The 25,626-nt window shown below is 47.6% G+C and carries 23 protein-coding genes and 1 tRNA gene; 2 read left to right on the top strand and 22 right to left on the bottom strand.

Annotated elements, in window-relative coordinates; all coding sequences use genetic code 11:
- Positions 1-10: 10 nt before the first annotated feature.
- From ACWXTG_RS07105 to ACWXTG_RS07180, 16 genes are all read right to left on the bottom strand, one after another.
- Entirely contained in the window at positions 11-1,522 is a 1,512-nt protein-coding gene (locus ACWXTG_RS07105; protein WP_480221177.1) for a lipopolysaccharide biosynthesis protein, read from the bottom strand.
- Positions 1,523-1,528: 6 nt separating this feature from the next.
- Complete coding sequence (locus tag ACWXTG_RS07110) at positions 1,529-2,533, bottom strand: glycosyltransferase family 2 protein (RefSeq protein ID WP_480221178.1); 1,005 nt, start codon at positions 2,531-2,533, stop codon at positions 1,529-1,531.
- 53 nt (positions 2,534-2,586) lie between these two features.
- The gene (locus ACWXTG_RS07115) at positions 2,587-4,110 is read right to left on the bottom strand and encodes a hypothetical protein (protein ID WP_480221179.1); all 1,524 of its coding nucleotides are present in this window, start codon (positions 4,108-4,110) and stop codon (positions 2,587-2,589) included.
- 40 nt (positions 4,111-4,150) lie between these two features.
- Positions 4,151-4,819: an exosortase-associated protein EpsI, B-type gene (epsI, locus tag ACWXTG_RS07120; RefSeq protein ID WP_480221180.1), complete on the bottom strand. Its 669-nt coding sequence runs from the start codon at positions 4,817-4,819 to the stop codon at positions 4,151-4,153.
- Position 4,820: 1 nt separating this feature from the next.
- Positions 4,821-5,690, bottom strand: coding sequence for an exosortase B (xrtB, locus tag ACWXTG_RS07125; RefSeq protein WP_480221181.1), 870 nt, complete (start codon positions 5,688-5,690; stop codon positions 4,821-4,823).
- Between the two features lie 6 nt (positions 5,691-5,696).
- On the bottom strand, positions 5,697-6,593 hold the full coding sequence (gene epsG, locus ACWXTG_RS07130) for a chain length determinant protein tyrosine kinase EpsG (protein ID WP_480221182.1): 897 nt from the start codon (positions 6,591-6,593) through the stop codon (positions 5,697-5,699).
- Positions 6,590-8,005: a chain length determinant protein EpsF gene (gene epsF, locus ACWXTG_RS07135; protein WP_480221183.1), complete on the bottom strand. Its 1,416-nt coding sequence runs from the start codon at positions 8,003-8,005 to the stop codon at positions 6,590-6,592. The genes epsG and epsF overlap by 4 nt, the downstream gene beginning before the upstream one ends.
- Positions 8,006-8,041: 36 nt before the next feature.
- Positions 8,042-8,836: a polysaccharide export protein EpsE gene (epsE, locus tag ACWXTG_RS07140; RefSeq protein ID WP_480221184.1), complete on the bottom strand. Its 795-nt coding sequence runs from the start codon at positions 8,834-8,836 to the stop codon at positions 8,042-8,044.
- Positions 8,837-8,898: 62 nt separating this feature from the next.
- Positions 8,899-9,849 carry an EpsD family peptidyl-prolyl cis-trans isomerase gene (locus ACWXTG_RS07145; protein ID WP_480221185.1) on the bottom strand — a complete coding sequence of 317 codons (951 nt, stop codon included), beginning with the start codon at positions 9,847-9,849 and terminating at the stop codon, positions 8,899-8,901.
- Between the two features lie 34 nt (positions 9,850-9,883).
- A complete protein-coding gene (locus ACWXTG_RS07150; protein ID WP_480221186.1) occupies positions 9,884-11,269 on the bottom strand; it encodes an undecaprenyl-phosphate glucose phosphotransferase in 1,386 nt (461 codons plus the stop codon).
- A gap of 11 nt (positions 11,270-11,280) precedes the next feature.
- Positions 11,281-12,507: an XrtB/PEP-CTERM-associated polysaccharide biosynthesis outer membrane protein EpsL gene (gene epsL, locus ACWXTG_RS07155; protein ID WP_480221187.1), complete on the bottom strand. Its 1,227-nt coding sequence runs from the start codon at positions 12,505-12,507 to the stop codon at positions 11,281-11,283.
- A gap of 2 nt (positions 12,508-12,509) precedes the next feature.
- Positions 12,510-13,187, bottom strand: coding sequence for a CAAX prenyl protease-related protein (locus ACWXTG_RS07160; protein ID WP_480221188.1), 678 nt, complete (start codon positions 13,185-13,187; stop codon positions 12,510-12,512).
- Positions 13,188-13,331: 144 nt separating this feature from the next.
- Positions 13,332-14,162, bottom strand: coding sequence for a PEP-CTERM sorting domain-containing protein (locus tag ACWXTG_RS07165; protein ID WP_480221189.1), 831 nt, complete (start codon positions 14,160-14,162; stop codon positions 13,332-13,334).
- A gap of 125 nt (positions 14,163-14,287) precedes the next feature.
- A complete protein-coding gene (locus tag ACWXTG_RS07170) occupies positions 14,288-15,127 on the bottom strand; it encodes a PEP-CTERM sorting domain-containing protein (RefSeq protein ID WP_309566627.1) in 840 nt (279 codons plus the stop codon).
- Positions 15,128-15,488: 361 nt separating this feature from the next.
- Entirely contained in the window at positions 15,489-18,155 is a 2,667-nt protein-coding gene (locus ACWXTG_RS07175) for a TonB-dependent receptor (RefSeq protein ID WP_309566628.1), read from the bottom strand.
- A 244-nt stretch (positions 18,156-18,399) separates the two neighbouring features.
- A tRNA-Val gene (locus ACWXTG_RS07180) sits at positions 18,400-18,476 on the bottom strand.
- 139 nt (positions 18,477-18,615) lie between these two features.
- Here ACWXTG_RS07180 and ACWXTG_RS07185 point away from each other — a divergent pair.
- On the top strand, positions 18,616-19,254 hold the full coding sequence (locus ACWXTG_RS07185) for a 2OG-Fe(II) oxygenase (RefSeq protein ID WP_309566629.1): 639 nt from the start codon (positions 18,616-18,618) through the stop codon (positions 19,252-19,254).
- On the top strand, positions 19,251-20,720 hold the full coding sequence (locus ACWXTG_RS07190; protein WP_309566630.1) for a pyridoxal phosphate-dependent decarboxylase family protein: 1,470 nt from the start codon (positions 19,251-19,253) through the stop codon (positions 20,718-20,720). The genes ACWXTG_RS07185 and ACWXTG_RS07190 overlap by 4 nt, the downstream gene beginning before the upstream one ends.
- Before the next feature lie 67 nt (positions 20,721-20,787).
- On the opposite strand, the gene ACWXTG_RS07195 is transcribed toward ACWXTG_RS07190, so the two are convergent.
- The 6 genes from ACWXTG_RS07195 to ACWXTG_RS07220 are packed head-to-tail and all read right to left on the bottom strand — an operon-like array spanning position 20,788 to position 25,606.
- Positions 20,788-21,291: an SRPBCC family protein gene (locus ACWXTG_RS07195; RefSeq protein ID WP_309566631.1), complete on the bottom strand. Its 504-nt coding sequence runs from the start codon at positions 21,289-21,291 to the stop codon at positions 20,788-20,790.
- A complete protein-coding gene (locus tag ACWXTG_RS07200; protein ID WP_309566632.1) occupies positions 21,288-22,313 on the bottom strand; it encodes a vWA domain-containing protein in 1,026 nt (341 codons plus the stop codon). Before ACWXTG_RS07200 ends, ACWXTG_RS07195 begins: the two co-directional genes overlap by 4 nt.
- 2 nt (positions 22,314-22,315) lie before the next feature.
- Positions 22,316-22,858 carry a hypothetical protein gene (locus ACWXTG_RS07205; protein ID WP_480221190.1) on the bottom strand — a complete coding sequence of 181 codons (543 nt, stop codon included), beginning with the start codon at positions 22,856-22,858 and terminating at the stop codon, positions 22,316-22,318.
- 14 nt (positions 22,859-22,872) lie between these two features.
- Complete coding sequence (locus tag ACWXTG_RS07210) at positions 22,873-23,874, bottom strand: vWA domain-containing protein (protein ID WP_309566634.1); 1,002 nt, start codon at positions 23,872-23,874, stop codon at positions 22,873-22,875.
- A complete protein-coding gene (locus ACWXTG_RS07215; RefSeq protein WP_309566635.1) occupies positions 23,871-24,743 on the bottom strand; it encodes a hypothetical protein in 873 nt (290 codons plus the stop codon). Before ACWXTG_RS07215 ends, ACWXTG_RS07210 begins: the two co-directional genes overlap by 4 nt.
- Entirely contained in the window at positions 24,743-25,606 is an 864-nt protein-coding gene (locus tag ACWXTG_RS07220; RefSeq protein WP_480221191.1) for a DUF58 domain-containing protein, read from the bottom strand. Before ACWXTG_RS07220 ends, ACWXTG_RS07215 begins: the two co-directional genes overlap by 1 nt.
- Positions 25,607-25,626 lie beyond the last annotated feature (20 nt).

Here is a 25,626-nt window from a genome sequence, read left to right on the forward strand (position 1 = left end):
TTACCCCTTCTCAATACCAGCGATTAACAATAAATGAACTAAACGGAAAACTTCTCTTTAAAGTATCCTTGAATATATCAGCCTCAAACCTTGCGACAGGTTGAATAATTGGCAACAATATCAACAAAATAACAAAATATGAAACTAGAGAAATCACCGCAGAATCGTAAGGAATCAACATTACAATGAAATAAGCAATTATCAAGCCAAGCAAATATCTTATTGAACCTCCACCATCCATTTTGACCTTAGCATTTGAATGTTGTATGACTCTCATCGTAATCACATACCTGATGGCACTTGCAATAAACAATCCAATACTAACGTACAAGAGTGAATAGTAACTCCCGATATAAACAAACAATGGCGCCAGTAGCGACAATAATCCCGTCCATGCCAATTGACCAGACATACGATGAATTTGCAATACAATAGCTGCCACCTGCATCTGGGTCATTGCAGAAAGCCCTAAAATCATAAAGGTCATCTCCAGCCCCATATCATTCAATTTGCCGCTACTAATAATAGATATGAGTTCATCACCCACCAAGAGCATGATTGGGATCAATGGCCAAACTATCCAGACATTAATCTTGAACAGTAATCCGCAGACATGAGACACTTTTTCCAATTGCTGCCTTGCACGAGCAGCAATCAGCATTGGCCGAACCAGATTGGAAAATAGTAACGAAGGCATAAATTTATTCACTTGTTGCAGTAATGTCTGCATAAAGCCGAACTGGCCAGCGACCTCCACACCAAGTGTTCTTGCCACAAACAATCTCAATACTCCAGGAGTGGCAAACGCATTCATAACCTGGGTAAAAGACAAATGAGTCGCAAAAGAAGTTATTTCCTGCCGAGTGAAGTGCTTAGAGCCATCAGGCTCAAGTTTTGAAAAGCTCATGACCAGACGCCACTCAGATAGAATGATTCCCGCAATCGCAGCAAAGCATTCGTTCGCTAACATGGTCACGACCGTCAACTGCCCAGAATAGCCTAAGACAACCACACCTAGTAATCGCAAGCTCATATGCAAAATCCTGGCATATTGAGCCGATCTCTGATCAAGAATAGCCTCAAGCACTGCCTCAGAATACTCCAGCGACAAAAAGCTAAAAATCATCAGCATAACAAGGTAAACGGTATACGCCGAAGTATCAGAAATTCCAATAAATCCAAGCAAAGGCTGCCAGCATATATAAACAGCAATCGTCAGTATCAGCAATAATCCCCACCGTGCAATACGCATGACATCTGTAAACCTTTTCAACTGCTGTTTAGATGCATGAAGAGCCATTTCTGGCAGGAATTGCTGTAGCGTCGGTAACACGCCTAATGAACTCAAAGGTCGGAAAAAGTCACATATACCAAACAATACCAAATACACCCCATAATCTAGAGGAGTCATGAGTTTGATAGTTAGAAATGTAAATAGTAATGCCAGACAAGCTTGGCCAACTCTACCAATGACATAATCCCTTAATGAGCTTCTAAAGTGGGCTCCGCCGAATAATCTCATCAGGTCTTAATCCGTCTTAACTACTAGAAATGCAATAGGATCTGTAGGCTTATGATTCTTCTTTATAAAAATACCTTTAAAAAAACCAAATACGCCGACATGCCACGCTGCGATGGAATACATGCCTCTTGCCAAACTACGTTTCGCAATTGATATATAAATAAAAATTGCCACCCATAAAAAGAAAATATGACCGATGCTGTGTAATGTAAAATTATTTAGAAAAAGGTTAAAGATTAAACCGATCCACACAATGAGAACAGCCAACTGAATCCGATAAACTCTCAATTGCATAAGGGCATTTAAAAAATAGGGCTTAGACCATGTAGCTCGGAACAGCTCACCATTGCCACAAGCATATAATGTCTTCCATCGACGACATAATAACTTTATCGATGAACAATTAGGACCGAAATGCTTGATAGATTGTACATTAATCCTTTTGAGATCCCACCCAGCAGAATGCAACCTCAAGCCAAGCTCAAACTCCTCAAAAGAGTGAAGATTTCTATTGGTTAAATACCCAACCTTCTCAATCGCAGACCTTCTATATAATCCACCCATGTTAAGGCAAGATACTGAGGATGCAGGTGTAGAATTTTCCGCCTTAGCTTTTCTTCCCGCCATCGCAGAATTAGTAACTACCATTTCTTCAACAAGTCCTGCCACACCTGCCAAGGATGGAAAATTTTCTAGCGTCCGAATAGCCTCATCAATAAAGCCTGGGGAAAGACGCATGTCACCATCTAGTATATAAATGTATTTTCCTGAACTGAAACGATACCCAAGCTCAGCTCCAATCCCACATGATCTGTCTGAATGAAACATCAACTGCACTATTTTGATAGGATAACCCGTAGCAATCTCAATAGTTCTGTCTGTAGAAATAGAGTCTGCGAGAATGACCTCACCATCGCCCCCTATTTCCGCAATCGCCTGCAACGCGCTCTCGATTGCCCCTTTAATTCCAATTTCCTCATTAAGCGTTTTAATAATTATTGAGAGCAACATTTATGTTAATCCACCTCAAGGCAAGGACTAGTGATTCTTAAGTCACAAGATATTTAATTTTTATTATATGAAGCGAAGGCTTCATCGCCACTTTTATTTCTTAATGATGATACTCTTGTCCAGGCAATTCCAAAGAACATTAGAGATATCAAACCGCCGTGTGGCTCAGCCAGATTGAATGCTGTAGGTGAAGATAGCAACGCGAAAAAAACACCTACAAAAGAAATTAGACAAAGTCGTAATGTTGCTTGGTCAGTATTAACTAATGGATCTCTTAACCAGTTGATGTTTTTTTTCAATATAAATACATAAAATGAAAGCTGTAGACCAAAACCTATCCAACCTGTTTCTGCAATATACTTTGCCCAATAAGCATCCATTAGCCAACTTTTCTGCTGAACATACCACCAGAAAGCACCATAACCCAACTCCATAAACAAACTCTGATCAAACTTAACAGCCCCAACACTTGCAAAAGTACCAAAGCCTGTTCCCAAAGGCCAATATTGATTGGCTAGTCGAATTGAATCGGAATATAAAATCGCACGAGCACTCAAATACTTGATAAAAATACCTTGCCCACTGAAATCCCAATTCTGCATCTCACTATTGATTACCTCGGGAGCGACTAGATATATCACTAATAAGGAGAAACCCAATCCCAATCCTGTGAATATGCCAAGTACAGTCAGAGTGGGGCGCCATTTGTATATGATATAGATAGCGGGTACCGCCGCAAAAGCGATCAAAAATTCTTGACGTTGTCCAGCCATAAGTATCAAGAAAAAATACATAAAACTATTGAGATAGGGCTGAATTTTCTTAGTCATTATCCCATCGATAACTAAAATCAACCCAAATATTGCCGAAAATGCGGCCATTACAGATGCTTGAGGAAAAATACTCGTTGCTCTAGGAAAACCTGGGAAAAAAGGATTAATTTCAGGCATATATTCCAAGTCAGCATTGATATAGTGAAATATGCTAGGAGCAAACCACTGTAATAAAGCTACTAACAGCCAGGGCAACCAGGCCCATTTCAGTATCATGGCAAACCACCATTGACTTCTTGCAGTCCACAGCATAGAAGCACCAAAGGCCACTAATAAGTAAGGCTTCAACGCTAGCAAGCAGCTATAGATAGCCGGAAACAAACCAGACCTACCCAATATACTAGAAATTATACCGGTCAAGAAAAAGCCAATTACTAAGAAAAGTAAAACTCCACTATTAGCAAAACCTTTATTTTGCCTAACAAGATTTAATAACAATATTGGACTAAATAACAGCAATAGCCCTGTTGGCAAAAAAGAAAACGACTGTCTCGTTATTGTGGCTAACACTGATGAAAACATTATGAGTATCAGCAGCAACCAAAATAAAGCATCTGTTTTTGTCTTAAAAAAACTGATAAAAAAAGCAAAAAATATAGGTGATAATACCAATACTGACAAAACGATTGCCGGGATAATAAACCCAAATGCCAGCATCAAACTTATCAATAAAGCAGCACCAATAAAACCAATTGGCACCAAGACCTTAGGGATAATTTTTGTTGTAAAAACTGTGTTTCCCACTGAATTAACTTTATAAATTATCTATCAAATTACAAAATATTTAAATGCCCGCTATTTGCTTGCGATTATTCACATTTAAACTTTCAAGTAGCATATTAATGAAATTCTCCTGCAAATTAAAAGCCGCCTGTTCATCTTCATTAATGCTAGAAACCCTGAATAACAAACCATCTGGAATTTTTCCATTAAAGCCAAATTTTAACTTTTCCAATTTTGTCTCTCTATTACCAACAACAACTTTATCACCTATGGTTGTCCAGTAAGTAATAGGCTCAACTCTTCTTGAAAGAACTGCAACCAGATGCTTTACTCTTACTTCACCAAATGATGTATTTATAACTCCGACATTTTTTCTTAAAATCTGAAACCCTTGTGCCGGATAACAAACTTCTGGATAGTGCATTTGATTACTGTCACTCTGGTCTTCACCATATGCAATCACCAACATTATCCTTTCGCCTTTTTCATTAACATAAGTACGGGATAGCGTTTGAGAATACAGTTTGTTGATTAGAATTTCCTGCTGCGGATTGACAATTGCTTTGACTCCATCTTCATCCATGCGCCAACTTCCCAATTGAGAAGGAATAATTTCTTCCAATACAAAATCATTCCTATCTGCAGCTATTTTATGCGTAGGCCGCAAATATACTGCCGCAATTGCCGAGGCTATCATGAGGATCATTAGAATTATTTTTTTCACAGCCATTCTATTTAGCCTCTAAAGGTTTAGACTTGACTACAGATTGAATTAAAGAATCAATAGCGATAATCAAGATTAATGCCACAAGGAAAAGTACGATACCAGCAAAACCATGTACAAACCCTTGCCCCACTTCATCTCCAAAATAGTAGGTTACTAATGTAATGGCAATCACTCGTATGGTGTTTGCGGTAAATGAAATTGGCACTATACATAAAGCAAGCAGGACATTACGCTTCAATGATGCATGCTTAACCAAATTGAGATAAAGTAACCCCAGTGCCTCAAGTGAAATAAGTGTATGCATTCCTGCACAGGCATCTGCCACCAATAATTGATATTGTCCCATTTGCAAAATAACGCCTGTTCTAGCAATAGGATAATCAAACCAATAAAGTATTTGCTCTGCCACATGAGATACTGCAATCTTCATGGGCATCGTAACAGCATCCACGAAGAAACCAGGAAGTGGAATCATAAAGCCCATAAAAAACAATGGGAACCATAACGCAATCAGAGTCTGCCATCCTTTGAATAACAATATTAATGCGCACAATATAAGGATTTGAGCACCAAGATCAAAAATTAAAATATCCTGTGATCGGCCGACGATGTACAACAGCAATGCAACCGAGAAAATAGCCGTCCCAGAAAATGTTGCGGGCTTCGATTCTTGGTAAAACGCAGCACGCTTGTCATAAAATAAGTACAAAACTACCATTAAGACCAGTGGGCCGTGTGCTTGATCTTCAGATCGCCATAACCCTGTCAAAAGGTCATAATAAGTAGGGATAGCTAATACTAAAAGCCCAATTATTATGGGTAAAAAACTAATAGCAGTTTTTACCCAGAGGCTTTGAATCGACGAATTATGCATATCAAATTAGAAATCTAGTATTACTGAACCAATGACTTGAGTACTGTTATTTTTCAGCTGTTCAGCTATCGATTCAATATCGCTAAGACTAGTTTTGTTCTGACGAGTCGCAAGCAACACGCCTCTTAACTGTGCAGAAATAGCATATGCATCAGCACCTGCTGAGAACGCCGGGCTATCTACCACAATAACATCATGATTTTCAGCACATGCCTCTATCAATTGAGTAAATGTTGATCGGCTAAGTAATTCCAGCGGATTGGGAGGCAAAGTACCGGCTGTAATAACGGAGAGATTTTCAAAAGATCCTACCCTAGTAATTACATCATGACCTGCGCGCCCCGCAAGAATGTCAGATAAGCCGGACTTTTGAGTTAACCTAAATATTTCACTCTGTCTTGGTTGACGCAAATTTGCATCGATCAACAATGTACGCACACTAAGCTGAGAGAATGTAATAGCTAAGTTAGCAGATAAATAGGATACCCCTTCGCCAGGATCCGCACTGGAAATTGGAATCGCCTTCTTCCCTGCGCCAATCCAATGAAGCATTAATTGGCTTCTCACCTCCCGCAACACCTCTGCTCTCGCACTGAAAGGCTGATATGCAGCTACCAGTTCACTCGAAAAGATACCCTGCTCCTGCAGCAAGTATGGGTAATCGAATTGACGTGCCAGCACCTGTTGAATATCGGACTCAGAAACCAAACCCAGACTTTGTGCAGCCTCACCAAACTTCATTCCCTGCTCGTTATGCAGTTTCATTATGCGTTCAGCATCTTCATGGGTAATTTTTCCCATACGCAGCAATAGGTTTCCAATACTAAAATCAGAAATTTTTTTGTTTTCTGCTGGGTTTAGCGAAGTAGTCGACACTATTTCAGATTGTAAATTTGAGCTCATAAAGATGCTCCCTTCGCTGTCAATTTATTTTGTTTGCTAGCAAGAAAAATTCTTTTAGGTTTCTTTTGCTCCTTGGTGAGTACGCCAAATACTGGTGCTTGCAAAATAGTCACCAAGTCTTGTCTAGATCGAACTCGCCCATCAATTAACTCAGCCAACACCCCCAACCCAATCCCCAAGAAAAATCCTACGATAATAGAAAGAGCAGTATTGAGCAGCACCCTTGGACTTGCAGGTTTCAACGGAGGCACAGCTGGATTGAGGAGAGATATATCAGATTGATTTGACTTCCCCTCGATATTGGTTTGGGTAAATCTTTGTGTGGTCAAATCATATGCACGCTGAGCATTGTCAAATTCGCGTGTTAATACTGCCAAGGCATCACGATCACGATTTAACTCAAGTACTTTGGCCTTTTGGGATACTAGTGCAGCCCTAATTTCTGCTTCTCGCTGTTGTAATATTTTGTAATTGCTTGCCACATTGGTTGATACTGATTGCGTTTGACGATTAAGCTCTTCCTTTAGGTTATCGATTTCAGCTTTAGCGCCTAAATATTGTGGATGGTTGCGATCATATTTCTGAGAAATATCTGCAAATCTCGACTCTGCACGTGCGATTTCTGTTTTCAAGTTTTGAATGATAGGATTGGAAGCAATATCCGGAGATTGATAAGCACTAGTACCGCTGGCATTCTTTTGCCTAGACAACGCTTCCATGGTTTGCGCTTGGGCTACAACCAATTGAGTAGATAATTCATTCAATCTTGCTCTCTCAACATCTAGGCGTTCGTCCACACTCACAATACCCTTCTCTTGCTGATAATCAGAGAGACGTTTCTGTGCATTTTCAAGATTGTCTCGTAATTCTTTTACTTGTTCGGTAAAATAGGCGGCAGCTTCGCGAGACGGTTCAACCTTGAGCTGGACAGAGGTTTTCATATAGGCATCAGCAAATGCATTGGCAATTACTGCTGCAAATTGTGGAGTTACGCCCGAGAAACTGATTTCGATCATGCTACTTTGCCGTGAAGGAGTTACTTCAAGTTTCTTTAGCAACAAATCCGCCAACCAATCTTTTATGTCACCCTGACCTTCCGTATCATCAACAAAACTTTGTCGCACTGAAGGACTTTCCGCAAGCTTGAGTTCGTCAATAACCTTACGTGCCACATTTCTGCTTGCAATAATATCTGTCTGAGTCGCCATATACCCAGGCATTAGTTGAGCTGGAATCATCATACCAGTAACAGGGTCGGCCCCCTTGTAATTGACTATGACAGTGGCCGATGCCTTATAGCTCTTGGGAAGCAACAAACTAATGATCACAGTCGTAGCGACAGTTAGCACCAGCGTGATCAGAATCAGTTTGTATCGCGACCTTAAAATAAGCAGAAACTGAGAAAAACTCATTTAATTACCTTTGTCTAAAATACATCCAGATATAGCTTAAAAAAGACTCTCTTGAACGTAAACAACATCATTAGGCTGCAACAGATCATCATGTTTTGCCTTCAAGACTTGCATTACGCCATTTGCATCCAAACGTTTGATCTTAACGCCACGCTCAGTTCCACGAAGTGTTAACCCCCCCCCCAATGAAAGTGCTTGCAATACCGTCATATTACGTTCTAAACGATACTGACCAGGCCTTTGTACTTCACCATAAATATAGAAACGCTGGGCACGCTCCACATATACGATATCGCCACCTGAAATAGAAAAATTACGATGAACATCCCCTGTCCGCATCATTTCAGCGATATCGACAACTTCCCGAATTGTGCCTTCCTTAGCGTTACGCAACACAGTCACCAAATCACCACCCTCCGGATTAATACCGCTAGCTAGAGCTAACACATCACTTAATGTTCTCGCGCCCTCTAGAGGGTATCGACCGGGATGGTTGACCTGTCCCAACACAGATACTTGCTGACTTTGGGTCTGCGCCACAATAATATTGACATGAGGATTTTTCAGAAAACCACCACTTTCCAACAGATGGGCTATTTTTCTTTCCGCATCAGCCGTAGTACCCCCACCAACCTGAACTTCGCCAATCAATGGGAAAGTAATCATTCCACGCTCACTCACTCTTACATCCAGAGTAAGATCGGGTTGTTCAAATACCGATATCTTTAAAACGTCACCCGCACCAAGCAAGACATCATTTTCTGCAGCAACCAAACTATTCACAAAAATCGCGAGAAATATAGTCACAAACCATAAAATTAGCTTATTCATAATGTCATAAGATCTTTTAGTTAAAATTTAGTAGTCCTGGATCGATACTTCTAAATCCAGCCTTATTTCAAACCACTCACACCTTTATCTATATCGCTCTGGGCATTGTTGCTAGTTGGCAATGCCTGTTTTCCTGAAACATCATCCTTTGGTGCTCGTTCAGAGAAATTTTTGTCCAGATATTCAATTTTGGCTTCAGATCGTAGTTTTGCAATTTCATTCTCGCCCGCCTCTTTGCGTTTTTTATTTAATAATATTTGCTCAATGGCAGGAGTAGCATCATTCAGTGATACAGGACTGTCTTTAATGCTATCCATTAATACCAACATGGTTCGAGGCCCCATACCAATGACAAAAAGTTGACCACGACGAGCATCCTTCAACCTTTCAGAGATTTGAGGCGGCAGTTCGGCAACACTTCTTGCCACCTGACCACGATCATATTGAATACCCTTGGCATCCAACCAACCTCCAACCTCTTGCAGAGTTTTGAAACCACTCAATGCAGTCTTGAATTCATCACTTATATAACGAGAATCCAATAAAAGCTGCTCCATCTCGACCAATTTTCGCTCACTAAACGACTTAGGATTCTGTTTATAAAATTCCTCTATCTCAGCCTTGTCAGGCTTACCAATATTGGCAATTTTTCCCTGTAAATAAGCCTGAGCGATTATTTGAGACTTTGCGCGCTCTACTGCCTGCATAACATTTGGATCTCGATCCACTTTGGCTTTTAATGCAGCCCCTTCCAATAATTGGCGATCGATCAAGGCTTGAAGCAGCTGCTTGGTAGCAATATCTTTTTGTGCGGGCTGCACATTAGCGCGAGACAGCTCTTCATTCAGTTGATGAACGGTAATTTCCTTACCATTAACACTCACCAGTGACTGACTTCCCTTACTACCTGCCTCATGTTTCTGACAGCCACCTAGTCCAACCATGACTACACAACCAATTGCTGCAATTTTTGCGAATTTTAATCGCGACCTCATAGTAGATATTTTTTTCAAGTTAATCTCCTCAAACTCTTTAAATCTCATATAGTTAGTATGCGTTATCTTTCTTAAAAACCACAAGAACAGTTCTCACAATAATCCAGAAATCAAAGGCCAGAGACCAATGACGCAAATAATCTAGGTCGTATTCAATACGCGACTCCATTTTATCCAATGTATCCGTCTCTCCGCGCAAACCGTTTACTTGTGCCCACCCTGTAATACCGGGCTTCACCTTATGCCGCAACATATAACCACGAATTAACTTACGGTATTGCTCATTGTGAGCTATAGCGTGAGGGCGCGGCCCAACGATACTCATTTGCCCCTGCAACACATTAATAAATTGTGGTAATTCATCAAGGGAGTTCTTTCTAAGGAACCCACCAATAGGTGTCAAACGCTGATCCCTCTTTTGAGCCTGCACAACCTTATCGCCATCCTCCATAACCGTCATCGAACGGAATTTGTAAACTATAATGGATTCACCATTTAAACCATAACGACGTTGCTTGAATATGACAGGACCTTTAGAGGTCAGCTTCACCGCCAATGCTATAGCCAGCATAATGGGAGAAAGCATTAATAGAATAAGCGAGGCAAGAATAATGTCACTAGTCCGTTTGATTAAACTATTGAAGCCTGTAAATGGCGTTTCAAGAATGGCAACAACCGGCACACCAGCGACATCATCAAATCGGGCCTGCACCAAGTCAAAAATATAGATATCTGGAACAAAATAAATAGAAGCAGTGGTATCCTGCAACTCTTCAAATAGCTGCCTGATACGAGGCTGTGCGGACATTGGCAAGCTAATAAAAATAATCTGTGTGTTATTTTCACGTACATAAGGCGCAATATCTGCCATGGAACCCAATAAAGGAACATTACGCATTCCTTTAGGATGACGAGAGACTTCGCGGTCATCAAAAAGCCCCTTCACTTCCATGAAAAGATAAGGATCTTCATTGATGCGATTCACCAACCGAACACCGATATCGTTAGCGCCCACAATAACAACTGAGCGCACCTCACCATTTTTATGTAAATCAGAAGCAATTTTACGGATAGTAAGATGCGCAATAATGAAAATTATGGGTACACTAACAAACCAGGCATAAATCATTTCGTCCAAATATTGACTGGATAAGTCTGCAGCGTATCCAATGAAAATCAGGACTGCTACGACAATACCCCATCCAAACAAGATATCGCGTATATATCCCAATATCTTCCCACTCCGCCAAGTACGATATAAGTCCAGACGCTCATAAACGTTGGAGGAAACAAAATAGGCAAGGAGGGCAAGGATCAGATAGTAGCCATTGAACGGCTCATCATACAATAGAGTAAAACCATATAACGCTCCAAGTATGATAAGCGGATCAAGCAACTGCTTGAAAAATGCAACTAAAGGAATATCATTAACTGTCATCGAGACACCTTTTAGAATTCATACTGCCCAGTTAATGCAAAACTATTGGAGTCGAATGTAAGCAACTCATTTGTTGACTCTCGATTACTATGAGTAAATGATGCATTAAGCACTAAAGACAAGGTAGGTCTATACACTAGCCCCAAAGTGAGATTCTTGTTTTTATCAATCCGCTCTTGATCAAAGAATACATCACCTACAAAATCACGCTTTTCATATTGAACCCGCCCCTGCATAGTGAGTTTTCCTGTCAAGGACCAATTGGCCGCCAGTGCGGCTCCCGTATTGACAGTGTAGCTGGTGGTAACAAATGCCCGTGCGTTATTTTCCCTCCAAGCAGAAAGATCGAGTCCAATCTTACCAGTTGGCATCCATTCAAAATTCCCTCGCGCGTTAAATCGGCGAAAATCGCGAGATGGTAATTCGTCATGTTTTCTATCAACAACCCCCCCTAGAAATTGCAATTTTGATTTTCCAGTCACAGCCCAATCTATATTTAACTTCAATTCGTTTTGATCATAATCGTTGCTAAAAGGCATCCCCAAAAATATCTGCACAGGCTTTTCACCGCGGACATGCCGATATTGCACACCAATTACGCTCCTTGAAGGAGATAGATAATCGATACCGATCTCCTGAGAATGCTCATCAAGATTAGCTGCACTTTGAGACGAACTATACTTAGTTTCGCTATTAACCAAACTGCCTCTTGCTCGCCATCTAGGATGAAACAACCATCGAGCTTCAAACTGCCGCCGATCTGACGTTCTCATATTCATCGCAAATCCCCGAGTACTTGCAAATGGGACAAGCGCTTCCTTATGATAAAGTTCGAATTTTCCTTCAAATCGCTTACCAACCTTCCAATCCCACCGCCCCGTCATTTCCTTACCATCATTATCGAGATCGGAGTTTCGATCGAATTTTGTTCGATTAGCGCTTATATCAACAAAAAAATGTTGCTGACTAATAGTCTTGTCAAGAATAATACCGACACCTGTCATCAGAAAAGTATCAGAGGTTTTGCTACTGCCAGTAGCAAGTAGCGCTTGCTCACTACTACTAAAACGCCTTAAGTTATCATCATAAGAATAAGTTGCGCTGGCATATGGCCGAATGACATCCCCCTCTAAAGCTAGAGCAACAGAATAACCCCCTACTAGTTTGATCCCCATCGCCAGCAAGGCTATTTTTTTTAAGTTTGTATAGCTCAATAACTGCAAAGATGTATTTCCCATGATTACCAGTAATGCCAGTTACTGGTATAGATAATCCAAACCCCCAATATACCGTTGGTCACCGCATGAGCGATGATCGGCATCCATATTTTTCCGCTACGGATATAAAGCAAGCCGTATGCCAAGCCAGCCATCAGGCCAGCAAACCACTCGGTATGCTCTATCGCGAACAATGCGGATGAAACAAGCAAGGCCAAGACGCTTACCTGCCGCGGGTCGACGTTGAGGAAGTGTTGATTATGAATCCAGCGCATCAAGAATGAACGCCAGAACAGCTCTTCCATCAGGGGTACAACCAGTGCAGCCCCCATCACTCTTGTCGCCATTAGCAGACAGGCATCTGGTCCGCTTCCTGGATTAAATCCTGCAGACCGTTCGCCAAGCAACATCCATGGCGCATCCAGATTGATCCAGGCGATAAATACTAGCACACCAATAACAGTTGCGCTCAACCACGACTTTGCTCCCAACGAGGATATATCGCGGAGCTCGGCATAATGCTTACGTAAAACCCAGAGCAATATGGCTACCAGGCCCACCTTGATGCCATAGAGCCAACGCAGATCAAGCTCAGCAGGCGCGAACCGGGCAGCCAAGTCCACCGCTGCCATGAATAGCATATATAGCGCAAACGGCGCTACGCGACTCCAAATCGGCATATTCAACCGGGATAAAAACATATACTAGATAATCAGCTCAATCGGGCATAATACAAAACTTCGCTCACAAATGATATAAATTCTCATTTGTATAGTCTATTCGGACTAAAAAATAAGTCGGCATAAAGCCGACTTATTGAATGCTACTGAGCTACTGCGATAGATTTATGACAAATCCTTGCTTTTGCGACGACGTGCCACAACACCCATCATGCCTAGGCCGATCAGCATCAACGCATATTCGGATGGCTCAGGAACAGCAGCCACACGGAAACCACTCAACCAGATTTCCTGGCCTACACGACCACCTTCGCTGGTAGAAGCGCCCTGGATAATACCGATAGCATTGCTACCAAATACATAGGTGTATTGGGATGCATCTACGCTCAGGAAGTAGATTCCGGAATTGGGGTTATCTTCACCGATGCTAACATCGGTACGAATGGCAACCTTGTCCAGATCAAGATAATCGCCTGCAGCGGCATTGGCAGCATTGTAAGACGCTACATAGCCAGAGCGTGATGGATCACGCAGACGGTAGCCATCTTCAGCACCACTATAAATGCCATAAGCGAAATACCAAGCAGCAGAAACAGTGTCTACATCGGCAAAACCAGTACGTACAATAGAATTGATTTCAGAGATACCGCCGCCGCCGTGGATATTGCCTGTTGGATAATTAGACAGCAGTTGGAAATAGCTGCCAATAATCAGCTGATTAGTGGTTGCATCAATCCATACGGTGTCGATGAAATTGCCAACTTGGATACTATTATTTACAGGAGAGTAGACAGCTGTAGTCACAGAAGCCTGCTGAGCCCAGCTGGATGGAATACCACCAGTCAAGAAAAATGGATCCGTCAATACATTGTTCACGCTGCCAGGAGTGCGCTCACCTGTGTTCAGGACATCGACAAAACCGCCTGCGTAGGCGCTGCTGACGCTCACGAGCGCCAGTGCGGCACCGGCAATAGCTTGTTTGAATACTTGTTGCATTTTTTAAAATCCCCTCTTAAATTGAGCCATTGCCTTATGAACAGACAATGACTCCGTTCTTGATTAAACTACTATCTCCATAGCGCTTAGTACCGTTGCGGTACCAAACTTACTGCGTACTGGCTTTAAGCCAGATTTTGCTTTTTGCGGCGTGCAGCCACAAAACCTACCACTCCCAAACCAAGCATCATCAAGGCATATTCTGATGGCTCAGGTACTGCAGCGACAGTTGGAACAAAACCACCGATGAATCCGCCCACAATGGCTTGGCCTTCTTCACCAGCTTGGTAGTAGCCAATTGCCTTATCGCCCCAGACATACTCTGTAGCATCAGTTTTTACGAGGAACAGGCCGCTGTATGGGTTGCCTTCGCTTACACTGATGTCAGACTTTTGACGCACGGCATCCGCATCAAATGCGACAGTGCTGCTGTAGGAGTAGTCTTCGGTACGGCCGGTTTCGTACAAACGCAAGTCGAAATCCGAGAGGAATAGCCAGGCAGATGCGGCGTCATACCCATCGAAACCGTAGCGGTAGAGGAAGTTCACTTCTTGGTTGTTGTTGACTTGGTTAATGTACCGAGTACCGAATACCAAAGAATCGTCCCTGCTGTCGCGGAACACGAAATCATAGATAGTGGCCTGTGCTACGCCAGGCAACAACTCGACCCCGGTTGTCACGTGATAGTCGAGCAAGGTCAGCACACCAGCACCGCCGCTTGCGGAATAAGAAATCGAAGTCGCAATCAACTGGCTTGGGTTGCTGCCATATCCACTCAGCCAAGTGTAACTAGTGGCATCCAGGAACAAAGGGTCCCGGAATGGATTATTGGCCCCACCAATCAAACCACCATTTGCCGCGCTCAGATTTGCCAAGTCGTCACGCAAGTTAACGAAATCACCTGCATATGCAGATGATGCCGAAACCAGCATGGCAACTATTGCCATAGACCTCAAATTCATCATCAATCTCCTTTTGTTAAGAATGGCCAAGTCTCTATGAACGAGACTCCATTGCTGACAGTCATGATTTGATATTGACTATCACCTGCCACTATCTGCAAATTCCGGGCCTAATTGAGGCGATTCAGGACATGTTCCCTTGCACGGCCTAACTTGAGAATTAACAACAAAGAAACAAAATATTTACAAATCATTTACATATAAGACATTTTTACCGTTCCAGCCTGGAGGCCTCTCAGTTAAAAATAGTCCGAACGGACTATTCAAACCAAAGAAGGAAAAATCCGGCGGGGAAAATTCCCCTTGCCAATTTCGGCTGCAAGCAACCAATACGGTTATTCACAACCACCAACAACCAACCGCTCTATTTTGGGTTACCCTGATTGGCGGAAAGCTTTTTCCAGTTGAGGTCAAACGCCAACCCACACCAGATAGCACGGGGAGCGCCGGGTCCGATGAATGTGGTGTTCTGCCATTCAGCATTGTTCGGGTTAAAGACTCCATTCGAACCGAACGGGCTGCGTCCCAAATCTCCAGCGGTGGCATATTCCTTATTGAAAATATTGTCCGCCTTTACAAACAGCGTCATGCCATAGTCAAACTTATAAGTAGCCCGCAAGTTGAATATGGCATAGCCCGGGATAGTGCCTTTGCCAATGTAGTCGTAAGGGTCGCGGTCAGCATATTGCGCATCTCCGGGATAGCCGGCGTGCGTGGCCGCCCTTGGTCTATGTTCATTATTCTCATTTCCACGTACATAAGAGAATGAATGCATGATCATATTCAACGTGGCATCAAACCTGTCGCTGAAACGGTAATTCCAATTGGCCTGCACAATATGCCTCGGCATCCCGGACAGGCTGTCCCCCGGCTCAATATTCACGTAGGACTGCAAAGTCTGCGGAGCGGTATTGCTGCTGTTATTGGGATTGATGGCATTGGCTGGCGACTCGAACGTAGCCAGTAGATAAGTGTAATTAACGCCGAACCGGCTCTTGCCCGCTTCTCCCCTGAAGCCCATTTCTATGCCCTGGCGCAGGGTTTCGCCGAAGTTGTCGAATACGCCACGATTTTTCCGTCCCAAGGGCATGAACAGAATGTCGTCTTTAAGCTCCGTTCTGAAGAGTCCGGCATTCCAGGTCATCCCACTATGATTGCCACGCAGGCCGATCTCGTATGAAGTTGAGCGCACCTGCTTCAAATAAGGATCCGCAGATAAAGAAGTGGGAATCGAACAGCCGTACTGAAAATTGGTGCTGCCGGGCTGGTTATCCTTAGTATGGTCACGCGCGCAGCCAAGCTCGACTATCGTAGGAATGCGCGCACCCCGGCTGATATTTCCATAAACGCTCAGGCTCTCGATCGCCTCCCAGACTACCCCAATGGAAGGATTGAAACTTTTGTACTTGTAATCCCCATCAGTACAGACAAAACGGGCAAATGTGACAAAGGGGTCGCCGGGCAACGGGCAACGCTGCCTTCTTGGGTCCAGCAACCTGCCGCTATTTCCATTCAACGGATTTGCAGGGTTGATTTCAAACTGATAAAGATCATTGCCGAAGTCGGACATCAGCTCGTTCACCACATGCGACCAGTTAAACCTCGTGCCGTAAGTGATGTGCAGATTGTCCTTGGGAGACCAGGTGTCGCTGAAAAATAAGCTTTTCGTTGTACTGTGCCCTTTCAAGTCATTGCGCAATACAGGATACTTTGCCGCATACAGCCCGTCCCAGTAATACCCTTCATCCCTGACATTGTTGACTTGACGGTCAGCGTCAAGCTCGCCGTACATTTCCTGTTGTTTGAATTTGACCTTGTTCTTGTCAAAGCTTCCTCCAAACACTATTTGATGGTTTCCCACATCCCATGCCGCTTGCAAGGTCAACCCGAAACTGTCCTGGTTCAGGTCGGAAAGATTGAACCGCCCATTGATGTAATCAATATGCAACCGGCTAACAAGCTGCTGATACTCATCATAAAAATCGCCATTCATCGCGGACTGGCGCATCTTGCGCTTATAAGCCAGGGCAGAGATGACAAAATTATCACTTACGTCCCAGCGACCATTCAGGTTGTAATGATCCAGTTTGTTGGTGGACTCATCGGGAGAGGTGAACACCCATTTACGGTTGGTCTCCGCCATTTCGAAAGGCAACAGGCCGTTGCCGGTCAATGCGGTATCCACATTGAGCACGCTGAAGTTGAGCTCGCCTTTGGGCAGCTTCAAACTCGCGTTGTTGTATAGCTGGCGAAGATTGCTGGGCGAATTGCGTCTCCAGCCGTCTTCCTCGAAGTGGTTATAGGCCGTGAACAATCCCAGGACGCCATTATTGATGCCATTAGAAAGCTGGACCTGCTGGCGTCCCCAAGCGCCAGAGACGACTTCCCCGCGCAAGAAATTATCGGTAAAACCAGTCTTGGTACGAATGGCAAGCGCCCCCCCCAAAGTATTCAGCCCGAACAATGGGCTTGAGCCAGGCAAGAGGTCCATGGACGCAATCGCGTTCATGGGCAATAAATCCCAATTCACGACATCGCCAAAGGCCTCATTGACCCGCACGCCATCCAGATAAACGGAAATGCCTTGCGGGGTGCCCAGCATGGGTGAGGCGGTAAAGCCACGAAAGTTGAGATCCTGCTGGAAAGGATTGCCTGCGTAATCATTGATGCTCACCGACTGCATGTTATTGTTCATGAATTCGGTAATGTTGATCGTCCGCGACTCCGAGATTTCCTTTCCGGTCGCGCTTTGAATATTGGTTGCGGCCTGCTCCCGGTCAATGCCTACGCCAGGCAATGGGCTAACGATGCGGACCCGCGGCGCCCGGATCACGATCTCCTCCACCCTGATGGCGGGCTCGGGAACCGCATTCCCCTCCTCTGCTGCAATATTTGCTTCCCCTTCTTCTGCGGCAATCGCCAACTCTACAGAAGCCCCCAGCATTAACAGTAATGCATAAATGACTTTATGCTGGCGAATGCTTCCCAGCTTGACTTGTGTCAACACGCTCTCCTTCTCCATATCCATCATCTTGTTTTTTCTAATGAATACTGGCTTTCCAGCCAGCTTGGAGAGCAACCCAGCAAAAGTTAAGCCATCAGGGCAATGACATAATAACCAACTGTTTTTATTGGTAAATTAATGAAGTGGGATTAGTTAATGATTGGATGATGGTTGTATACATCCCCATATGGCTGTAGCCAATGGCTACATACAACCAAATTAATTAGAAAGGGCAAAAGCAAAAAGCCACCGACTGGTGGCTTTGGAATATTGGTAGACCCGAATGGACTCGAACCATCGACCTCTGCCATGTCAAGGCAGCGCTCTAACCAGCTGAGCTACGGGTCTATTTGCTCTTGAAAACAAGAGAGCTGCGCATTTTAGCGCAATGCCCCTGGGTTCGCAATCCTGAATGCCAAAAATCTAAGCCTGCATGCGCGGAGAACACGCCGCTATAATAATGACTAAGCTCAAACCAAGGTTCTTCATGCTTCCTTTTGCCACAGCCAGCCACCATATCGACCAAATTACTGACGGCATTGCCGAACGAGGCTACGCGATCGTGCCCGGATTCCTGCCTGACACGTTTATTCAATCATTGCGTACTGAAGCCATGGCGCTGCAGGAAGCCGGCAAGCTGCGGCGCGCCACCATAGGCAAGGCTGAAAAAAACCAATTGGATAGCAAAGTGCGCGGCGACCTGATTCATTGGCTGGACCATGCCGATGCCAGCCCGGTGCAGCAAGAGTTTTCCGCCATCATGGAAACCCTGCGCGAATCGCTCAACCGCCACCTGTTCCTGGGCCTGTTCGAGCTTGAAAACCACTTTGCCATCTATCCTCCGGGCGCGATTTACAACAAGCACCTGGATCAGTTTCGTGGCAACGAAGAGCGGCAGGTCAGCTGCATTCTCTATTTAAACGAAGACTGGAAAGAGGAATACGGCGGCCAGCTGCGCCTCTACCTGGATGGGAAAGAACCCGAGCCTTATATCGACACCGTACCGCTTGGCGGCACGCTGGTCGCGTTTCTATCCGGCAAGTTCTGGCATGAAGTGCTTCCAGCGTCCCAGCCACGCATCAGCCTGACCGGATGGTTCAGGAAGCGCGGCTCCAGCCTGTCATGAGCTTGCCAGGGCTCGCCCCCCTGTTCGACCCTGAACAGTTCCGTGCCAGCGGCCATGCATTGATCGACATGCTGGCCGAACAGCTCGCCAGCGAGTTGAGCGGCGATGCCGGCCTCATCCAATGGCAGCCTCCGCTTGAGGCGGAACAAGCATGGCAGGAAACCATGCCGGAGCATCCAGAACTTCGTCCTGAAGATTTCGCCGATTGGATTCGACAGGCAATATTGCCCCGCAACCTCGCGATGCACCACCCGCACAGCATGGCGCACCAGGCAGCGCCGCCCTTGCCCATGGCAGCGCTTTCCGACCTGGTGGCTGCACTGAGCAACCAGGCCATGGCGGTCTACGAGGCAGGCCCGGCGGCTACGCTCATAGAGCGCCAAGTCATCCGCTGGCTCAATACCTTAATCGGTTGGCCTGAAGGATCTGGCGTGCTGACCTCGGGCGGCAGCCAGGCCAATCTCACCGCCCTGCTGGCAGCGCGACAAAAGGCGGGGAACAGCATCTGGAACAAGGGCATCGACACTGCGCCGCGGCTGCGCATCCTCACGTCAGCGCTTTCGCATTACTCCATCAGCCGTGCCGCAGGCATCATGGGGCTAGGAACGGAAGCGGTCCTCCCTGTAGCAGTGGATGCGGAAGGAAAAATGTCCACCGAGGCCTTGAGGCAAGCGTATGACATGTGCACAGCACGGCAGGAAACCGTCATGGCGGTGGTGGCGACCGCAGGCTGCACAGCGACCGGCAGTATCGACCCTTTGCAGGCAATAGGGGAATATTGCCGCTCGCACGGCCTTTGGATGCATGTCGATGCCGCTCACGGGGCCTCGGCACTGCTTTCGGCAGATCATCGCAAAAAACTGGAAGGCATGGCGCTGGCGGATTCCGTCACCTGGGATGCGCATAAGCTGTTGTACATGCCCGCCACGGTCTCTGCCGTGCTGTTCCGCGACGCTGCCAGCAGCTATAGCGCGTTCTCGCAGGACGCCTCTTACCTGTTTCATGAGGACGACGACATAGAAGCAATGGGTTTCAATACCAGCCGCCGCACCTTGGAATGCACCAAGCGCATGATGGGGCTGAAATTGCTGGCGGCTTTCAAGCTCTACGGCAGGCAGGGAATAGCGACCTTAATCGAGCATGTATTCTCCCTGGCTGGACAGTTTGCCGGCCTTGTCGCCAAAACCCAACACTTTTCCTTATTGATGCTGCCGCAGACCAATATTGTCTGCTTCCGCTATTTGGGCAATGCCGCATTGGATATGGCAACGTTGAATGCCTTACAGGCGGATATTCGAAAAAGGCTGCTGCAACAGGGATTATTCCATTTGAGCCAGGTTAATATCGACAGCCATATCTGGCTACGGTGCACATTCATGAACCCTTATACCCAGCCGTCGCACCAGCGAGCCCTGCTGGAAAGCATCCGGCTTATCGGCGACAGCCTGCTTATACAGTCCGCCTGATATTGGCGAGCGCCAATAAAAAAGGGCAGGTGGACCCTGCCCTTTGCTTCCTCGAATGCTTGCCTGCTTACTTGCCGGACTCCAGGCCTGCCAGGCCAGCCTTGATAAAGCTGTCTACCGCATTTTGCGCAGTCTCATCGTCCTGGCCTTCAGGCGGCTCGTTACCGGTATCGAAACGGTAGAAACGCGCCATCCAGCTTACCTTGGAGTTGCTGCCATCAGCTTCCACCTTGATGCGGCCGGTCAGAGAACTTACCGGCAATGCCTCGAGTGCGATCTCGCCGCCCAGGCGGTATGACAATGTCTTGTTGGCGACATCCAGCTCATCCACCTGCTGCTGGATCTTGCCTCCGTTTTGCAAGGTCAGGTTGGCGGTCTTGTCGTCGACTGCCTCGCATGCCTTGACTTCAGGATGCCACTTGGCAATGCCGCAAGGCTCGGCAATCTTGGCCCAGACCGCGTCCGGGGCGGCCTTGACTACCACCGCCTCATCCGTCTTGCGCGGGGTGGGGCCGTGAGCGAATACAGGCGCGGCAATGGCAAGGCTGAGTATTGCAATTAATAATTTCATCTTTTCTTGAACCTCAAATGTTGTTGAACGAAATCGAAAAACCTTGGCGGCATAAAGAACGCCAAAATCAATAAAAGTGCTGGCAAGGCGAACCATGGCCTGAGGTCGGTCTTGCCCGACCGCCAAGTCGCCATGCCGGTTGCGGTGGCATCACGCGCGAATCCATGCGGCGCATCCAAGCGTTTATATTTAAGGCCTGTGGTTTCGGCCAATTGCTTCAGTTCTTTTTCATTCAGCCCGGAAAGGTTGGCTTTTGTATCTTCTGCCGGGTTGCGGCCATGGGATGCATTACGGCGGTTAAGGCCGTCATCGTCCTCCTCCACTTCCATGTCCTTTTCCATTTCATGGACAGACTTGGATGTGAACATGCCGAACGTGGCAAAACGCATCACTTCTTCCAATTCCCAATAGCCAATGATGTTGTCGTGCTCGTCCAGCTTGGGAATCCTGCTCAACTCTTCCTTGCCTGTACCGACCAATATGCCGCCGACTTCGCCCGGCTTGCCCTCGAACTTGGGCAAATAATCAGGGTTGGATGGCGGCGCCTGGTGCCCGTCGGTAAAGAATGCCAGGTACACGTCGGGCCCAAGCTTGGCTGCCTGCTCGATGCCGCTCAACACCCCGTGGGTAATAAACGAATCCGCAGCCCAGGCCATGCGCCAATCCATGTGGTCTATGGTTTGGTCCAGCGCGGAGAAATGCGCACAGACCTCTAGCGGCCGCACGATGTTCTGCGTTCCGCGTTCGGTAAACATGCCAAGGGCGACGGTGGAGCCGCAAGGCAGGTCGCGCAATGCTTCGCGCATGGCTTTCTTGGAGAGCTCCAGCCGGCTGATGCTCTTCCCGTCCAGCGTATAGTCACGCACGTTCATGCTTTGGGTGATATCCAGCACGAAAAACCAATCGAACACCCGCCGCGGCAACGTGGCGCTGGGGCTCAGCATGGTAATCGCGAGCAACACCACGCTTGCCAGCATCATGCGGCCGCGCAGGTTCAGGCTGGAAAATTTAAAGCGCTGCAAAATCAAGGCATCCCTCTAGGAAAACCGGGAATCGACGGCCAGCCGTCAGGGCGCTTTTCGTCTTCCTTCACCTCATCGTCATCCTCGTTATAGCGGTTTGGCGTCTTCACCCCGGCAAACGACGGCGACAAGCGCAAAGCAAGCTCCAGGTTGTATTTGGCCTCGATCCATTCGGGATCGATGAGGAGCGCCTTGCTGTAGTTCTCCTTGCACAACGACATCAACGGCCCAACCTTGTCCCAGGAAACGTAGCCTTCGCTTTCGAGGATATCCACGCTCTGGGCAAGATACAGGTTGCCGGAATTGAAATAGGCGGCTTTGCGCAGCTCCTCCCCCCCCTTGGCGGCGGCTTCGACATAGAGCTCGAGCGCCTGTTCGGTTTGCCCCTGCTCTGCCAGCAGCCAGGCATCGGCAAACAACTCGCGCGCGGACTTGCCTGACTGCGGCTCTCCTGCTTCCAGCTTCTGGTTGTAAATTCCTGCACGGTACAGACTCACGCTGCTCCAGATCAGGCCCGCCGTAGCCAGCACCAACAAGAGCAACATCCACGGAAATAGCCTTAAACGGCGCGCCATCTCTTAACCTCCGTCAGATGTAGGGCAAATAATGCTGCGGCACACAACAGCGACAATAAATAGAATATCCAGCTCAAATCCTGGCGCGCAGCGGCTTCGTAATACTTCACAGGCTGGTTCTTGAGCTCGGCGATGTCGGTCAGCGCCTCTTCCACCGCTTTTGGGCTTTCCGCTTCGTATATGTGGTAGTTCACGCCCAACGTTTTGAAGTAATCATGCAACTGATGCTCGGGATAAGCATCGAGGTCCTCATCCTCAGGCGCATTCTTGATGCTGACGCCATTGGCAGAACGCAGGTAAACCCAATATAGGGAAGCGCCCTGGCGATGGAACATTTCGCGCAGCAAATCCTGCGTCTTCACGTCCAGATGCGCGCCGCCATCGGAAACCAGCAGGATCGCTCGTGCGCCGGTAACCGGGCGCCCTTCGAAATAATCCAGCGCCATGCCGAGGCCGCGCGCCACCGCGGTAAAGCCCATGCCGCCCGCTTCCGTGGCACGCAATGCGGCCAGCACCGCCTCTCGGTCGCCGCCCAGGGGCGCAACCAAGATGGGAGAGGTGCTGAACGTCACCATGCCCAGCAGATCCTCGCGGCTCTGGCTCACAAAAGACTGCAGGACACGGCGTGCCGCCGCCATTTTCGATTCGCTATCGCTCTTGGCGGAGTCGGCGAAACTGTCGTTCATACTCGCACTGCGGTCCAGCACGATCATGACGTGCGCACCACGGCCGACCTTTTCCAGCTGTTGCTCGCCCCAATACGGCCCGGCCAATGCTATCGCCATTGCCGCAATAGCCAACGCCCCCGCCCAGCGCCAAAAGCGTTCTATCCACAGCGACAGCTCATCCTCGGGCAAGCGCAGGATGGATGGGTAGGGAAATGCGGCATGGCCGCGCACCAGCAATGGCACCAAAGCCAGCAGCAACAACGCCAGCCAGCCCGGCGCTTGCAGCCCGGCGCCCGCGTTCTGGAGAAACTCGCTCACGGCGTCTCCATCAGGCTCAGCTGGCGTGCCAGCTTTTCCACCTCGGTCTTGCTGATGGTGTCGGCCTTGCCCGCAAAGAACATCTGTTGCGTCGCCAGGAAGAATTTTTCTATCTCAGCCTGGAATTGCTGCGTTTCAGGATGCTTGGCAAAGAATTGCTTGAGGCCTTCCTGGGTGACGGCAGCATTGGCATAGTCATTGAACGCACGGCTCAAAATCCGGATCGATGCCTGCAACCCGCCTTGCTGGTTGCGCAGGCGGCGGATTTCCCGCGCGGCCTTGCGGAAAGGGCTGGCATGCTTGCCGCGGAAAGGCAGATAGTCGAACCGCCAGGCAAAATAAAGAACAGCGACCAAGAGCCCGACGATAGACCAGCCTATTTGCTGCAGGATAGGCTCCAGCGGCTGCGCCTTAGGCGCGATGGCCTCACGCGGCGTCGCCTGCTCCTTGGTCAGCATCGTGGGCAGCATGGGAGCCATCAGGACTTCGGCTGGCTGCAGACGCGCCACGAGGATCTCATCTCCTTTGCGGAACTGCAAATCCAGGGCGCGCAATGGAATCGGCCGGACATCCCGCAGGGTGCGGAATACCTGCCAATCGAACAGGAGGGTATGCTTGACCCCCTTGCCGGTGTTCTCGGTTTTATGCGCGACATCGCGCAACTCGATATGGGCGCCCGCCCCGAGGCGCTTTGGCAACGAGCTTTCATCGAACTCAAAGCCTGCTGGCACTACGACCTCTACCCGTTGCTCGACGATATCGCCGACACGGTAGCCGATGTCGCGCACGAACGATTGCGCATTGATGCTCTTTTCCGCGGCAAAAGCAGGCAAGGTCAGGAATAACAAAGACAACAATACACGTCTCATCAACTAGCCTCCAAAAGATGACGCGTCAGCAAGCCGGCATCAAATTTGTCTTCAATAAAAAATGGGGCGCGGGCGCCGTATTGCCGGCACAGCTTCTTGAGTTCGCTCTTGCGTTCCAGGTAGCGCTGTTCGATTTCGCGCTTGAGGCTGCGCCGCAGGAAAATGGAACGGTCGCCTCGACCCTCCATATCCCTGACGCGCGCCCATCCCCATTCGGGAAGGTCGCGGTATTCGCTGCTGTCCCACAGCACCAAGGGCACGACGTCGTGTGCAGAGAAACTCGTCAAGGTATTGCTCAGCAATGCCTCATCCATGTGGAAATCGGAAATCAGGAACACCAATGACCGGCTTGGCCGCACCTGCTCGATCGCGCGCGGCAAGCCTGTTGCCCCGGACTGGGGGCGAATGTCCGCGCCCAATATTTTCCGATGCAATTCCTGGGCAAGGCCGCGCCGGGCGGAGGGAGGGCTGAACAGATCCTGCCGGACAACGTCATCACAGGCCAGCAGCGAAAACGCGTCCCCGTGACGGGTGCTGGACCAGGCGATTGCCGCGGTAATATCGGCAAGCAAGTGCTTCTTTTCGGCATTGCCGGCAAACCGCATAGAGGCTGATACGTCCAACAGGGCATACACCACGATCGCCCCGCGCTCGAAGAAAGAGCGCACCACGTAACGCCGAGGAATCACGCACAGGCTGGCGCGCAAATCCAGTCGGCGCGGATCGGGATTGTCCATGAAAGGCACATGCCCGGCAAAATCTGTCCCGCTACCGGGTGTGCGGGTGGCATGGGCTCCCGGCTGGGCACCGCGGGCACGCCAGCGGAGGTGGTAATAGAATTCCTGTGGTGTAAAGCTTGCCAAAATAATGCTTGCCTGTCAGG

This window comes from Methylobacillus sp. DLP286 (genome assembly GCF_056636515.1).

Excerpts from the sequence above, each read along its gene's own strand:
- ACWXTG_RS07105 (WP_480221177.1), bottom strand. The coding sequence starts at position 1,522 with ATGAGATTATTCGGCGGAGCCCACTTTAGAAGCTCATTAAGGGATTAT.
- ACWXTG_RS07110 (WP_480221178.1), bottom strand. The coding sequence starts at position 2,533 with ATGTTGCTCTCAATAATTATTAAAACGCTTAATGAGGAAATTGGAATT.
- epsI (WP_480221180.1), bottom strand. The coding sequence starts at position 4,819 with ATGGCTGTGAAAAAAATAATTCTAATGATCCTCATGATAGCCTCGGCA.
- xrtB (WP_480221181.1), bottom strand. The coding sequence starts at position 5,690 with ATGCATAATTCGTCGATTCAAAGCCTCTGGGTAAAAACTGCTATTAGT.
- epsG (WP_480221182.1), bottom strand. The coding sequence starts at position 6,593 with ATGAGCTCAAATTTACAATCTGAAATAGTGTCGACTACTTCGCTAAAC.
- epsF (WP_480221183.1), bottom strand. The coding sequence starts at position 8,005 with ATGAGTTTTTCTCAGTTTCTGCTTATTTTAAGGTCGCGATACAAACTG.
- epsE (WP_480221184.1), bottom strand. The coding sequence starts at position 8,836 with ATGAATAAGCTAATTTTATGGTTTGTGACTATATTTCTCGCGATTTTT.
- ACWXTG_RS07150 (WP_480221186.1), bottom strand. The coding sequence starts at position 11,269 with ATGACAGTTAATGATATTCCTTTAGTTGCATTTTTCAAGCAGTTGCTT.
- epsL (WP_480221187.1), bottom strand. The coding sequence starts at position 12,507 with ATGGGAAATACATCTTTGCAGTTATTGAGCTATACAAACTTAAAAAAA.
- ACWXTG_RS07160 (WP_480221188.1), bottom strand. The coding sequence starts at position 13,187 with ATGTTTTTATCCCGGTTGAATATGCCGATTTGGAGTCGCGTAGCGCCG.
- ACWXTG_RS07165 (WP_480221189.1), bottom strand. The coding sequence starts at position 14,162 with ATGCAACAAGTATTCAAACAAGCTATTGCCGGTGCCGCACTGGCGCTC.
- ACWXTG_RS07170 (WP_309566627.1), bottom strand. The coding sequence starts at position 15,127 with ATGATGAATTTGAGGTCTATGGCAATAGTTGCCATGCTGGTTTCGGCA.
- ACWXTG_RS07175 (WP_309566628.1), bottom strand. The coding sequence starts at position 18,155 with ATGATGGATATGGAGAAGGAGAGCGTGTTGACACAAGTCAAGCTGGGA.
- ACWXTG_RS07185 (WP_309566629.1), top strand. The coding sequence starts at position 18,616 with ATGCTTCCTTTTGCCACAGCCAGCCACCATATCGACCAAATTACTGAC.
- ACWXTG_RS07190 (WP_309566630.1), top strand. The coding sequence starts at position 19,251 with ATGAGCTTGCCAGGGCTCGCCCCCCTGTTCGACCCTGAACAGTTCCGT.
- ACWXTG_RS07195 (WP_309566631.1), bottom strand. The coding sequence starts at position 21,291 with ATGAAATTATTAATTGCAATACTCAGCCTTGCCATTGCCGCGCCTGTA.
- ACWXTG_RS07205 (WP_480221190.1), bottom strand. The coding sequence starts at position 22,858 with ATGTTGCTCTTGTTGGTGCTGGCTACGGCGGGCCTGATCTGGAGCAGC.
- ACWXTG_RS07215 (WP_309566635.1), bottom strand. The coding sequence starts at position 24,743 with ATGAGACGTGTATTGTTGTCTTTGTTATTCCTGACCTTGCCTGCTTTT.